Source organism: Natrialba sp. PRR66 (assembly GCF_034808065.1).
GTDB lineage: Archaea > Halobacteriota > Halobacteria > Halobacteriales > Natrialbaceae > Natrialba > Natrialba aegyptia.
The window spans coordinates 394,119-406,871 of the sequence record NZ_JAXHGN010000001.1; the positions used below are offsets into that span (position 1 = coordinate 394,119).

General features: G+C 63.3%; 12 protein-coding genes. 3 read left to right on the top strand and 9 right to left on the bottom strand.

Going from position 1 to position 12,753, the window contains the following annotated elements; translation table 11 throughout:
* Positions 1-174: 174 nt before the first annotated feature.
* The 3 genes from SM755_RS01860 to SM755_RS01870 all read left to right on the top strand — a co-directional run bounded on the left by SM755_RS01860 (position 175) and on the right by SM755_RS01870 (position 4,341).
* On the top strand, positions 175-900 hold the full coding sequence (locus tag SM755_RS01860; protein WP_006825492.1) for a protein sorting system archaetidylserine synthase: 726 nt from the start codon (positions 175-177) through the stop codon (positions 898-900).
* Positions 901-975: 75 nt separating this feature from the next.
* Positions 976-2,337 (top strand): HEAT repeat domain-containing protein, encoded by a 1,362-nt coding sequence (locus tag SM755_RS01865; protein WP_323171206.1) that lies wholly within the window; start codon positions 976-978, stop codon positions 2,335-2,337.
* An 81-nt stretch (positions 2,338-2,418) separates the two neighbouring features.
* Positions 2,419-4,341, top strand: coding sequence for a phospholipase D-like domain-containing protein (locus SM755_RS01870; RefSeq protein WP_323171207.1), 1,923 nt, complete (start codon positions 2,419-2,421; stop codon positions 4,339-4,341).
* 59 nt (positions 4,342-4,400) lie between these two features.
* Here the strand turns inward: SM755_RS01870 and SM755_RS01875 are convergent, their stop codons facing one another.
* The 9 genes from SM755_RS01875 to SM755_RS01915 all read right to left on the bottom strand — a co-directional run bounded on the left by SM755_RS01875 (position 4,401) and on the right by SM755_RS01915 (position 12,601).
* Positions 4,401-4,829, bottom strand: a complete 429-nt coding sequence (locus SM755_RS01875) for a metal-dependent transcriptional regulator (protein WP_006109917.1) — start codon at positions 4,827-4,829, stop codon at positions 4,401-4,403.
* Complete coding sequence (locus SM755_RS01880; protein ID WP_323171208.1) at positions 4,826-4,987, bottom strand: hypothetical protein; 162 nt, start codon at positions 4,985-4,987, stop codon at positions 4,826-4,828. Before SM755_RS01880 ends, SM755_RS01875 begins: the two co-directional genes overlap by 4 nt.
* Positions 4,984-5,478 carry a ferritin-like domain-containing protein gene (locus SM755_RS01885; protein WP_323171209.1) on the bottom strand — a complete coding sequence of 165 codons (495 nt, stop codon included), beginning with the start codon at positions 5,476-5,478 and terminating at the stop codon, positions 4,984-4,986. The genes SM755_RS01880 and SM755_RS01885 overlap by 4 nt, the downstream gene beginning before the upstream one ends.
* 135 nt (positions 5,479-5,613) lie before the next feature.
* Positions 5,614-6,828: a Fe-S cluster assembly protein SufD gene (sufD, locus tag SM755_RS01890; RefSeq protein WP_323171210.1), complete on the bottom strand. Its 1,215-nt coding sequence runs from the start codon at positions 6,826-6,828 to the stop codon at positions 5,614-5,616.
* Between the two features lies 1 nt (position 6,829).
* Positions 6,830-8,260 carry a Fe-S cluster assembly protein SufB gene (sufB, locus tag SM755_RS01895; RefSeq protein ID WP_006664424.1) on the bottom strand — a complete coding sequence of 477 codons (1,431 nt, stop codon included), beginning with the start codon at positions 8,258-8,260 and terminating at the stop codon, positions 6,830-6,832.
* Between the two features lie 61 nt (positions 8,261-8,321).
* On the bottom strand, positions 8,322-9,233 hold the full coding sequence (locus SM755_RS01900) for an ABC transporter ATP-binding protein (RefSeq protein WP_323171211.1): 912 nt from the start codon (positions 9,231-9,233) through the stop codon (positions 8,322-8,324).
* A gap of 206 nt (positions 9,234-9,439) precedes the next feature.
* Positions 9,440-10,435 (bottom strand): cytochrome d ubiquinol oxidase subunit II, encoded by a 996-nt coding sequence (locus SM755_RS01905; protein ID WP_323171212.1) that lies wholly within the window; start codon positions 10,433-10,435, stop codon positions 9,440-9,442.
* Positions 10,428-11,858: a cytochrome ubiquinol oxidase subunit I gene (locus SM755_RS01910; RefSeq protein WP_006664421.1), complete on the bottom strand. Its 1,431-nt coding sequence runs from the start codon at positions 11,856-11,858 to the stop codon at positions 10,428-10,430. Before SM755_RS01910 ends, SM755_RS01905 begins: the two co-directional genes overlap by 8 nt.
* Before the next feature lie 311 nt (positions 11,859-12,169).
* Positions 12,170-12,601, bottom strand: coding sequence for a DUF5518 domain-containing protein (locus SM755_RS01915; RefSeq protein WP_369335235.1), 432 nt, complete (start codon positions 12,599-12,601; stop codon positions 12,170-12,172).
* Positions 12,602-12,753: the final 152 nt, after the last annotated feature.

Consider the following 12,753-nt stretch of genomic DNA (forward strand, 5'->3'; position numbering starts at 1 on the left):
ATCCGCCAACTCCCATACCCACCGACATATCCGCCAACTCCCATACCCACCGACATATCCGCCAACTCCCATACCCACCGACATATCCGCCAACTCCCATACCCACCGCCCCCATATCGCCCTGTCATCATGAAACGAAAACACGTAAGGTACACGCCCGCCGAATCCGCGAGTATGCTCCCCCGGTTCGTCGGGCGACTGGGCGTCGCCGACGCGGTGACGATCGCCAATGCCGCCCTGGGGTTCGTCGCCGTCGTCGTCGCCTTCGTCGACATCGACCTCGCCGCCCGACTCATCCTGCTCGCCGCCGTCGCCGACGGTCTCGACGGCATCCTGGCTCGCCGCTACGGCGGCACCGATGCCGGCCCCTACCTCGACTCCCTCGCCGACGTCGCCTCCTTCGCCGTCGCTCCGGCCACCCTCGCGTTCGTCGTCATCACGGGCGGGCTCGACATCTCGTACGAGACCGTGACTGGTGAACTCCTGCTCGTCTCCGGCGTCTGTGCGCTGTTCGTCGCCATGGCCGTCGCTCGACTCGGTCTGTACACGGCCTACGATACCGCCGTCAACTACACCGAAGGCATCCAGACGACCCTCGCGGCGACCGTCCTCGGCGCGGCGATCCTCGCCGGCGTCGCCAACCCCTGGCTCGTCCTCGCCGTGACGGGCGCGTTCTGTTACCTGATGGTCTCGCGGATCAGCTACCCCGACCTGCTCGCCCGCGACGCCGCTATCATGGGCGTCGTCCACGTCCTCGCGATCTTGATCCCGAACTTCGCTGGCCGCACGTTCCCCTATGCCCTCTTGACGCTCGGACTCGCCTACATGACGCTCAGCCCCTGGTTCTACTGGCGCGAGGAGACTCCCCAGCAGGGGACGACCGCGCATGGAAACGCTTAGGACGATCCTGACACGACCGTAGCGTATGAACAGTGGTACGCGTCGGCGTCGTCCCACCCCCGGGGCGGTGAGAGTATGAGCGAGGACGACACACCGGACCAGACCGATCAGGAAGCGGAACCAGCGGGCGAAGAATCGGAACAAACGCCCGATCTCGAAGTCATCCGCACCCAACTCGACGAGTTCAGCGACGAGGTCGAGACGCTCGAGACCGATCTCGACGCGGCCGAAACCGAGGACGATCTCGACGATGTCGAAGCCGACCTCGAGGCGTTCCGTACCGAACTCGAAGCGGTCGAAATTCCCGAGCCGCCGGAGACGGAGGACGAGGAGGAAGAAGACGAGGACGACGAACCCGCACCCGAGGAGGAACTCCAGGAGACCTACGACGAGATCGAAAGCGACCTCTCGGATCTCGAATCCGAGCTGGAGGAGCAGCGCGGTCCCTACGGCGAGGATGTGGTCGGCGAAATCGAAGACGCCAGCGGCACGATCACGGGCACGCGCTGGACCGTGGAAGGTCGCGACGAACTCCTCGTCGCCGCCGATGACTACCTCGGCGAGTTCAACGAGATTCTGGGTTCGTCCGTCGCGCTATCGACAGACGAGGCCGATGCAGACACGCCCGACCGACTGGCCGGCACGCTCGACGATGCCGTCGCCGCCGTCGAGGACGCTGAACTCGACGCCGACGACGATGCGGAGACGATCGCCGGATTGCTCGAGGCGACCGACGACTTCCAGGCGGCCATCGACGACGCGACGGAGTGGACCGACCTCGAGGTCCGCGAACAGCTCCGCCGGGAGGGCTTTTACGACGTGCTCGACCACGTCAAGGACTTCCCGCCCGAGTGGCACGCCCTCAAGGTTCACGAGAAGCGCGGCAACGTCGACATGATCCTGCTGGCCTACGAGAGCCTGGGGTCGGAGTACATGGAGAATCACTGTCTCGAGGCCCTCGAACGCATGGGCCCCGAGGAGGCCATCGATCCGATGGTTCAGAAGGCCGGCCGACGCGACGAACAGGCGATCAGCATCCTCGGCAAGATCGGCGTCGCGGACGACGATGTCGTCGATGCCCTGCTCGACTACGTCGACTCGAATCCGACCCTCCAGAAACCGACCTTCAGGGCACTCGGCGAGATCGGTGCCGAGGCGGCCGTTCAGCCACTCGCCAACCAACTCGTCGCCGACAACCCCGACGTGCGAAGCTGGGCCGCGCGCGCGCTCGGACTGATTGGCGATACCCGCGCGATCGATCCCCTCGCGGACGTGCTCGCGGACGACGAGGAGGACAGAGTTCGCGCGAGCGCCGCGTGGGCGCTCAACCGGATCGGAACGAGCGACGCGCTCGAAATCGTCGCCGAGTACGACGACGACCGGGCGTACCTCGTCCAGGCTGAGGCCGAACACGCCGATCCCGAACCGGTCGCCTAACCCCACGTTCCCCACGTCCGTCGCTCCGTTTTTCTCACCGAGGCTTACAGTTTAAGTACGAAGACGCAGCCAAACCGGGTGATGTCTACTCGTCGGTCGGTCGCCCTCGCCCTCCTCGTGAGTTGTAGCCTGCTCACCGGACTCTCCGCCGGTGTGTGGGGCGTCTCCGGCGGCGCTCCGGGACCCGCTCACACCGCTGGTGCCACTGCCGGCGGGGATCTCGCTTGTCCCGTTGCCGCTTCGACCGCTTCGTCCGATTCGACGAGTTCGGATCCCTCGACGGCCACGGACCAGAACGTCACCCGGCCTCGACTCGTCGAACTCGCACCGAATCCGACGACCCAGGGGAACGTCGGCGAGTTCGTCGTGCTCGAAACGCCGCCGGATACCGGCGTCGGCAACTGGTCGCTCACCGACGGCCACACCACCGCCGCGCTCCCGAACGAAACCGTCTCCGGTCGCATCGCCCTGACCACGAACTCGTCCGCGACTCGATCGCTCACCGACGATCCGGTACTCGAACTCGAGGGGACCGTCCGGTTCGCCGTCGACGGCGACGACCTCAAACTGCGAAACGGGTCGACAGTGCTCGATTCGGTGTCCTACGACCGCGCTCCGACCGCACAACGGTGGTATCGGACCGAGAGTGTCGGTGTAAGGGTAGGTGCAGGAACAGATATAGATACAGAGACGGGATCAGATGCAGATCCCGGAATCAACACCGACACCCCCGGCGCTGGCACCGCTACGGACACCGCTGACGCCGACGCAACCGGGCAGTGGTGGCCCTACGAGGCAACCTGTCTCCCCGTCTCGCACAGCGACGGCGACACGGCCACAACGTTCGTCCTCCCCGACGAGCCAGCCGTGGCGCTCGAAACGATCCGCAACGCCGACGACCGACTCCTCCTCGCCGGCTACACGATCACCTCCGAATCCGTCGCCACCGAACTCGTCGCTGCAGCCGACCGCGGCGTCGACGTGGCCGTCCTCCTCGAAGCCAGCCCCGTCGGCGGCACGCCGGCCGCAACCGAATCCGTACTCGAGACGCTGGCCGAGAACGGGATCGATGTCCGTGCGACCGGCGGCGAAGGCGCTCGCTACCGCTTTCACCACCCCAAGTACGCCGTCGCCGACGACACGGTCCTGGTGACGACCGAGAACTGGGACCCCTCCGGCGTCGGCGGCGAGTCGAGCCGTGGCTGGGGCGTTCGGCTACCGGATGAAACGCTCGCAACTGAACTCGCGACCGTGTTCGAAGCCGACTTCAGCGGCTGGGATACCGAACCGGGGGCTGAATACGCGGCTCATACCTCGTTCATCGACGAAGACGACGAGTTCACTTCGTCATCATCGCCATCGCCATCTCCATCGTATCCGACAGCACACGAGGCCGAACGACGATCCGTCGAGTCGGCCGAACTGCTGATCGCGCCCGATAACGCCGAACAGCGCGTCCAGACGCTTCTCGCCGAGGCCGACGAGGAGATTCTCATCACCCAGGCCAGCATCGACGGCGACCTCTCGCTGCTCGAAACGACGGTCGACGCCGCCCGCCGTGGCGTCTCGGTTCGCATCCTGCTCGATTCGACGTGGTACAACGAGGCGGACAACGAGGCACTGGCGACTGAACTCGAGCGGCTGGCGGAACGGGAGGAGCTCCCGATCGAGGTTCGACTCGTCGCGGATACCGATCGCTTCGAGAAGATTCACGCGAAGGGGATCGTCATCGACCGCGAAACTGCCATCATCGGCAGCGCCAACTGGAACGCGAACTCCTTCGAGAACAATCGCGAGGTCCTGCTCGCAGTCCACGGATCGGACGCGGCGAGCTACTATGCAACGGTTTTCGAGGCCGACTGGAGCGGTGACACGTGGTCACTGCCGATCGGAACGATACTCATCGGCACCGTGGCTCTCGTCGTCGCAGCGCTCATCGGGCGACGGTACATCCGCTTCGGCGACGACGCTGCTGCTGTAAGCGGCACACGGGCTAACGAGTGAGCGCCATCACGGACTGCCGCCCCGAACCACGAACACGCAACGACGAGAACGAGACTCCGTTACTTCGCGTGGTCGCCACTCTCGAGCAGTTCACAGTGATCCTGCTCGGCGTCGAAACAGTCCGGACACTGTGCCGGGCGGTCGATAATCGTATCCAGGCGCTCGGCAACCGTATCGTCGATCACGCTCTCGAGCGCGCGGGCTTCCTCGCGGAACTCGTCGACTTCCAGTACGTTGGTGAGGAATCGTTCGATGATGCAGTAGGTCTGGAGCGCGTTGTGAGCGCGTTCGAGACCCTCATCGGTCAGGGTCGCTCCCTTGTACTTCTCGTGTTCGACGAGTTCACGATCTTCGAGTTTGCCGACCATCTCGTTGACGCTTGCCGGGCTGACTTCGAGCAGGTCCGCAAGCGTTCCCGTCGAGGCAGGGCCCTCTTCGATCCGTTGTGCGAGGTAGATTGCTTTGAGATATTGGTCTGCCGTGTTCATCGCGTCCCTCCGTCGCTAATACGCGTGGCGGTGATGGTATCGGTTCGACTGCGCTCGCCGTCGGTCGCGGACAGCGACCGGACGGGGGTTTCGTTCCTGGTGCCGTGTCCGGTTCCGAATGCTGCAACCGCCGCTTTCGGAACTACCGGCGTCATCATGCTCTGCGCTCCATGATTTCGGTTACCTCCTCGGCCCCCTGCTTTTCCTCCTCGCGGATCGTCGTGAGGGTATCGAGCAGTCGGTCACGATCGACTGCGAACTCGGTCTCGGAGGCGTCGATCGCGGCGATCAGGTCGTCGTAGAACTTGTACGCCGTCTCCTCGTTTGCCAATTGATCGTAGAGGACGCCGTCCGTATCCTCGGGCGGACCGTACTGGGCGTCGACGAGGGTGTTGATCTCCTCGTAGGAGACCGTTTCCGCCTCGAGATCGTCGATCAGTGTTTCGAGGCGTTCGCGGTGGTCGGCCGACTCCTCGGCGGCGTCGACGAGTAACGTTTCCACCTCCCCGTCGACCGCATCCCGTTCGTCGGGGGGTAAGGTCTCGAGGTGGTGGGCGGCGCGTGACTCGACGACCTCCTCCAGTACGACCCCGATCTGGAGGAGTCGCGTGAGTTGCCGGTCGTTCGAGACGCGCTGTCCCAGACTCATGCTACGGCGTCAGGGCCGCGGCTACTTAATCGTCCCTACTCGCGCTCTCTCCATCGCTTTGCCCGTTCTCTTCTGCCACCAGAACCGAACCGACTACCGTCTTCGATTGGTACGTAAAAACAGCGGTGCAGCGAGTTAGTCTCGCGTGCGCAGTCGCGTCGCGATCAGATCCTCTAAGTCCTCGCGCAGTTCGTCGACCGCGATCTCCTCGAAGACCGGCACGAAGAAGCCTTCGACGAGCATGTTCCGCGCGGCACGCGGGTTGACACCGCGGGAGGTCATGTACAACAGGTCCTCCTGGTCGATCTGCCCGACAGTGGCGCTGTGGGAGGCCTCGGTGTCGTGGTTGTTGATGATCAGCTTCGGCGAGGCATCGGCCTCGGACTCGTCACTTAGCATCAGCGTATTCTCGCGCTGATACGAACTCGTGTCCCAGGCCTCGCTGCCGACATCCTGGACGCCCTCGTAGACCGAGCGGGCGATGTCGTCGGTGACCCCGCGGGTGACGAGGTCGGCCGTCGTGTGCTCCGCGCGGTGCCAGACCTTCGCGTCGAGGTCGAAGTGCTGGTCGTTGTGCCCGTAGAACGCACCGACGATCTGCGTCTCCGAACTCTCGCCGTTGAGTTCGGTCGAGACCTCGGTCTTGGTCAGTTGCGTCCCGAGGTTCGCCTCGATCCAGTCGATCGTGGCGTAGGTGCCGGCGTCACCGCGCTTGACGGTGAAGTTGTAGGCCTCCTCCGAGAGGTTCTGGAGACTGCCGTACTGAACCGAACTGTTCTCGCCGGCGACGACCTCGACGACGCCGCTGTAGTACTGTTCGTCCTGTTCTTGGCCCGTCGACTGCCGTTCGAGGATCGTAACCGAACTCGATTCCTCGGTGACGACGAGCGTGTAGTTGAACAGCGACTGCGAGTTCTGTTCGGTTCGGATCGTCACGTCCTCGGCGTCGACGCCCTCGGGGACGTAGACGACGGTCCCGGTGCTAAACAGCGCCGTCGAGAGCGCCGTCAGGTAGTTCTCCTGGAGGTCAACGACGGAGCCGAAGTGCTCCTGCAGGAGGTCCTCGTGTTCGGCGACGGCCTCGGCCCAGGAGAGGACCTCGGCGTCGGCCGGCCCGACCTGATCCTTGTCCTCGGCGGCGTTCAGCGGGTCGACGAACGACTCGAAGTCGAGTTCGTGGAGATTCGTCCAGTCCCGACCCGGCGTTCGGATGACGTCGGGCATCTCGAGGTCGGCGAGCGCGTCGAGGGCCTCGAGGCGGGTCTCTGTGAGCCACTCGGGCTCGTCCAACTCCCCGCTGATTTGGCGGACCTGTTCTTCCGTCAGATTAGCGTGTACCTGCGTGCTCATATTATCCGAGACTCCCCTCCATCTCGAGTTCGATGAGGCGGTTGAGTTCGACCGCGTACTCGATCGGCAGTTCCTCCGTGATCGGCTCGATGAAGCCGGCGACGATCATCTTCTTGGCGTCGTCGTCGTCCAGTCCGCGGCTCTGGAGGTAGAAGATGTCTTCGTCGCCGATCTTGCCGACGGTCGCCTCGTGAGCGACGTCGACCTTCGATTCCTCGATTTCCATGTACGGCATGGTGTCCGACGTGGACTCGTTGTCGAACATTAGCGCGTCACACTCGACGGCGGTGCTCGAATTTTCGGCGCCGTCGGCGATGTGGACGAGGCCACGATAGTTGGTGCGGCCGCCGTCCTTGGAGATCGACTTGGACTCGATCGTCGAACTCGTCTCGGGCGCGTTGTGGTAGACCTTCGCGCCGGTGTCGATGTCCTGGCCCTCGCCCGCGAAGGCGATGGTGATGTGGGTGTCCGTCGCGCCGCGACCCTTGAGGATCGTACACGGATAGAGCATGGTCGCTTTCGAGCCCATGCTGCCGGAGACCCACTCCATCGTGCCGTTTTCTTCGCAGATGGCGCGCTTGGTGTTCAGGTTGAAGGTGTTTTTCGACCAGTTCTGCACCGTGGAGTACTGCACGTGAGCGTCTTCGCCGACGAAGACTTCCACGCCGCCGCTGTGGAGGTTGTGGGTGCCGTACTTCGGTGCCGAACAGCCCTCGATGTAGTGGACTTCCGCCCCTTCCTCGGCGATGATGAGCGTGTGCTCGAACTGGCCCATCCCTTCCGAGTTCATCCGGAAGTACGCCTGCACCGGCATCTCGACGGTGACGTCCTCGGGGACGTAGACGAACGAGCCGCCCGACCAGACGGCCCCGTGCAGCGCGGCGAACTTGTTGTCGCTCGGCGGCACGCAGGTCGTCATGAAGTGCTCTTTGACGAGCTCGGGGTGTTCCTGGACGGCCTTGTCCATGTTGCAGAAGATGACGCCCTTCTCCTCCCACTGCTCTTGCATGTTCTGGTAGACGACCTCGGACTCGTACTGGGCACCGACGCCCGAGAGGGCGTTCTTCTCGGCTTCCGGGATGCCCAGTTTGTCGAAGGTGTCCTTGATCTCGTCGGGGAGGTCGGTCCAGTCGTCGACGCCTTCGCGCTGGTCGACGTCCGGGCGGATGTAGGGAACGATCTCCTCGACGTCCAGCTGGGTCAGGTCCGGCTGCCCCGGCCAGTCCGTCGGCATCGGCATATTCTGGTACTGCTTGAGCGCGCGGAGCCGCCGCTCTAACATCCAGTCGGGCTCGTCCTTGTCCTCGGAGATCATTCGAATAATCTCCTCGGTCAGCCCCTTGTCGGACTTGACGGCGGCGTTCTGTTCTTTCTTGAACTCGAACCGCGCCTCGGTGTCAGTTTCTTTGAGGTGATCTTGTTCTGAACTCATGGTTTGTATGTAGTCGTGTTTACGGCTGTAGCGTTATTACGGTTGTTCTAGCTAAATCCGGTTACGCGGTGCCGTAGACCTCTTCGCGGACCCAGTCGTACCCCTTGTCCTCGAGTTCTTCCGCCAGCGAGGCGTCGCCGCTCTTTGCGATCTCGCCGTCGAGCATGACGTGGACGTGGTCCGGCTCGACGTAGTCGAGGATGCGCTGGTAGTGGGTGATCTGGAGAATACCGGTTCCCTGCTCGTCGCGCAGCGCGTTGATGCCGGCTGAAACGTCCTGAAGGCGGTCGATGTCGAGCCCGGAGTCGATCTCGTCGAGGACGGCGATCGACGGCTCGAGGATGGCTGCCTGCAGGACCTCGTTTTGCTTCTTCTCGCCGCCGGAGAAGCCGGCGTTGAGGTACCGCTGGGCGAAGCGTTCGTCCATCTCGAGCTGTTCCATCTTCTCCTGAAGGATTTTCTGGAACTCGGCGACGCCGATTTCGCCCTCGTCCGCGGGGCCTTCCATCGGCGAGGATTCGAAGCCCTCGTCTTCGTCCTCAGTCTCGTCGCCGTCCTCGTCTTCCTCGAAGAGTTCTTCGCGCTCTTCGATCTTGGCGTTGAGTGCCGTTCGCAGGAAGTTCGTCATCGTGACGCCCTCGATCTCGGCGGGATACTGGAAGCCGAGGAAGATGCCGAGCGCGGCGCGCTCGTTAGGCTCGAGGTCGAGCAGGTTCCAGGTGCGCTGGTCCTCGTCGATCTCGATGTCCTCGCCGAACTCGTCGTCCTCGATGTGGAGCAGGACTTCGCCCTCGGTGACCTCGTAGGCGGGGTGGCCGGCGATGACCTTCGCGGTCGTCGACTTCCCGGAGCCGTTCGGTCCCATCAGGGCGTGGATTTCGCCAGATTCGACCTCGAGGTCGACGCCCTCGAGGATCTTCTCGTCGCCATCTGCTACTTCTGCGTGCAGGTTGGATAGTTCGAGGCGTGCCATAGTACTCTGTCGTGTGAATCGTGGGTCGTCCGACTGATAACGGTTTCGTATCCAACTGTATACGGTGGTGAATTCGGTAGAATATTTTCCGATTACGAAAACCGATATTTCGTGAGTGCGTACTTTGACTGAGGGGCTGATCGAGAAATCGAGACGGGTGTAACGGTCGAAAGTCGGGTCGAAAGCCCCGAAAGAAGCGAGATGGCTCAGTAGTCACCCGCGGTCGCCGGGCCGCTAAAGACCGAATACAGCAGCACGAAGTAGCCGATGATGAGCGGGACGAACGTGACGGCGACGATCGAGTTCACCTCGAGGGCGACCGGGCTGACGACGGCTTCGCGGATCGACAGTGCGGCGGCCGGGTCGATGAACGGGCGCATCGTCCAGGCGAGATAGCCAACGAAGACGAGCGCCAGTCCCGCGACCGAGAGCGCCCAGCCGTAGTCCCGCCGCCGGCGGTTTGCGACGATACCAAGCGCCGCGAACGCGATCGTTCCGCCGACGGCGACGGCCGTTTCAGCGGTCGACGGCACCGGCGACCCGCCTGGTTTGGCGAGGGCGATATAGCCGATCGTCGCGAGCGAGACGGCGACGTAGCCGACCGATCCGAGGCGGCCGTACCGGCGCATCGTCCGCCGGAGGTCGCCGCGGGTCTTGATCGTCAGGAACGACGCGCCGAGGACGATCGAGAGCGTTACGAGGAGGAGGCCGACGGCGATCGCGGTCCCGTTAACCGTCGATTCGAGTCCGAACCGCCAGTTCGCGACGAGCATCCCGAGGAAAAAGGGCGCGAGCGTACTGCCGGCGACGAACGAGCGGTCACAGACGCGGTGCCAGCGGTCCGAATCGCGTTCCTCGCGGAGCTTCGAGCCGATGCCCCGAAGGACGAGCGCGGCAAGAATCGCGAAGATCAACAGGTAGTGCCGCGAGAGGAGATTCGCGTAGACGGCCGGAAACGCGGCGAAGAGGACGGTCCCGAACAGGACGAGCCACACCTCGTTGGCCTTCCAGACCGGACCGAACGCGGCGTGCATCGTCTCTCGCTCATCGCCGTCCGCCTGGGCGTAGAGCATGCCGACGCCGAAATCGAAGCCGTCGAGCAGCAGGTACGCGCCGAGGACGGCAAAGACGAACGCGAACCAGAGTTCGGGAAGCGATTCGACGGGATACTGGACGGCTGCCGTGGAGACGAGTTCAGTCATCTGAACCCACCACCTGCTGGCCGGCCTCCGAATCCGAGCCGGAGTCGGGTCCCGAATCGCCGTCGCCCGCCGTCGGCGGCAGCAACCGCTCGCGTTCCGACCGGACGTACTGGCGGACGAGATAGCAGAACGTCACGAGCGCCGTGCCGTAGACGGCGGCCACGCCGAGCAGGGAGAGCGTCGCTTCGGCCGAGGAGAGGCCGATCGTCGCTCCCTCAGACGTTCGCAATACGCCCTGAATGATCCACGGCTGGCGGCCGACCTCGGTCACGTACCAGCCCGTTATCAGCGCGGTGAATCCGAGCGGCGCGGAGCCCATCAGCGCCACCAGATAGCGGTCGCTGGTCCGGATACCACCCCGGAGGAGCCGATAGCCACCCCAGAGGCCGAGGCCGACGAACCAGAACCCGAGCCCGACCATGATGCGGAACGACCAGAAGACCAGCGCGACCGGCGGGGAGTCGTAGTTGAACTCGTTCAAGCCGGTGATTTCGGCGGACGGATCACCCCCGCTCGCCAGGAACGACGCCAGGTTCGGAATGTTGACTGTGAACAGGTTTTCGGCGCGCGGATTGTCCAGGGCATCCAGGCTCGTCGGTACCGCGATCACGTGGAGATCAGCGCCAGTCGACGTTTCGTACTGCGCCTCCATCGCGGCGAACTTCTGGGGCTGCGTGTCGGCGACGTGGCGAGCGTAGAGGTCGCCGTGGAAGACCTGAAACACGGACATGACCAGCAATACCACGACCGCGGCGCGCAACGCCGTGTTCCAGACCTCACTGTCGCGGTTGTGGTAGACGAAATACGCCGCGATGCCGGCGATCACGAGCGTCACGGAGATGATCGCGGCCGACTGCATGTGGACGAACAGCCACGGTAGTCGCGGCGTGAAAAACGCCGCCATCGGATCGGTGAGCTGGGCGACGGTTCTCCCGCCGCGCTCGACGAGTTCGTAGCCCCGCGGCGTCTGCATCCAGGCGTTCGCGACCAAGATCCAGAACGCCGACAGCCAGGCACCAAGCGCTACGAAGCCCGACGAGAGGGCGTAGAACCACTCCGGGACGCGCTCGCGGCCGTAGAGCAGGATGCCAAGGAAGGCCGCTTCGAGGAAGAACGCCATCTTGGCCTCGAACGAGAGCGGGCCGCCGATCAACTCGCCCGCGATCGTCGAGAACGCTGCGAAGTTCGTCCCGAACATGAACCCGAGCGGAATCCCCGTGACCGTCCCCATCACGAATCCCAGCGCGAACACCTTCGTGAAGAACTCGCGGAGTCGGGCGTACCGCTGTTCGCCGGTTCGGATCTCCTGGACGACGAAGTAGACGAGGAACGGGCCGAGACCGACGGAAAGCGCTGCAAAAATGATGTGGATCGTCAGCGCCACCGCGAACTGGGCGCGGCCGGCGACGACGGGATCGAGCACGTTAGTCCACCCCCACCCGAACGGGGTAGTCACGGCGCTGTAACACGACGACCGGAACCCGATTGGAAGGGACCATGTCGACGGCTAAACCTTGGCCCAGTAACGGCATGTATCGTCTGGTGCGGCTCTCTATTGTGCCTTATCGACCCAGACGGATGTCGTACCGATGATCTATCTCGGACGATGGGGTGCCCGGGGGCCATTGCGTACTGAGGGGATGTTATAGAACGAGCCGCTACTGCTGTGGTTCCTTCCGATTCTTTCAGTACAAGAGTTCCCGGCTACCGGTCTGGCGTGGACGTATTATGATGCTATGATTCGTTCGCGCTGGTCGGCTCTCGAGAGACAACGGTGTTTGCCATCCAACCGCCGACACAACCGAATCCGACACCGAAGAGGACCGAGGCACACACTACTAGCCCACTGATGAAGACGAAAAAGACGACTCTGGGGAGAGACCATATCGCCGCCGTACCTTCCGTCGCGATGAATACGAACAGTTCGATAGTGCTACCAAGAAAACCAGCGCGAAGTCCAGCAGCACTCGGGTCTGACGAGCGGAGTGCAGCGACGACTCCTGCGATGAACGCTCCGATTATCATGATCCCGCCGCCGATGGTCGCCTCCGAATTTGGCAGCCACTCCAGTACGGCGGTGACGGGTAGCGAGGCCAGCGCACCGATGAGCGCAAATCGCCACGCTGCAGGGAGCGTGTGGATGCGGCGGGAAGAAACCATACTCATTTCTAATAGATGTCAATGTAATAAATATTTTGCTTGATCTGACGATTGGTTCCAACGACTATTCAAACACTGTTGCAAATCTATTCGTCGATTAATCGTTATAGACGGATACGATCACTCTCGTGAGCGGCGGCGTACGATACCCTCTACGG

Bases quoted from the DNA above. Each gene is read 5' to 3' on its own strand.
- SM755_RS01900 (WP_323171211.1), bottom strand. From the start codon at position 9,233: ATGGCACGCCTCGAACTATCCAACCTGCACGCAGAAGTAGCAGATGGC.
- sufB (WP_006664424.1), bottom strand. From the start codon at position 8,260: ATGAGTTCAGAACAAGATCACCTCAAAGAAACTGACACCGAGGCGCGG.
- sufD (WP_323171210.1), bottom strand. From the start codon at position 6,828: ATGAGCACGCAGGTACACGCTAATCTGACGGAAGAACAGGTCCGCCAA.
- SM755_RS01880 (WP_323171208.1), bottom strand. From the start codon at position 4,987: ATGATGACGCCGGTAGTTCCGAAAGCGGCGGTTGCAGCATTCGGAACC.
- SM755_RS01885 (WP_323171209.1), bottom strand. From the start codon at position 5,478: ATGAGTCTGGGACAGCGCGTCTCGAACGACCGGCAACTCACGCGACTC.
- SM755_RS01875 (WP_006109917.1), bottom strand. From the start codon at position 4,829: ATGAACACGGCAGACCAATATCTCAAAGCAATCTACCTCGCACAACGG.
- SM755_RS01870 (WP_323171207.1), top strand. From the start codon at position 2,419: ATGTCTACTCGTCGGTCGGTCGCCCTCGCCCTCCTCGTGAGTTGTAGC.
- SM755_RS01915 (WP_369335235.1), bottom strand. From the start codon at position 12,601: ATGAGTATGGTTTCTTCCCGCCGCATCCACACGCTCCCTGCAGCGTGG.
- SM755_RS01865 (WP_323171206.1), top strand. From the start codon at position 976: ATGAGCGAGGACGACACACCGGACCAGACCGATCAGGAAGCGGAACCA.
- SM755_RS01905 (WP_323171212.1), bottom strand. From the start codon at position 10,435: ATGACTGAACTCGTCTCCACGGCAGCCGTCCAGTATCCCGTCGAATCG.
- SM755_RS01860 (WP_006825492.1), top strand. From the start codon at position 175: ATGCTCCCCCGGTTCGTCGGGCGACTGGGCGTCGCCGACGCGGTGACG.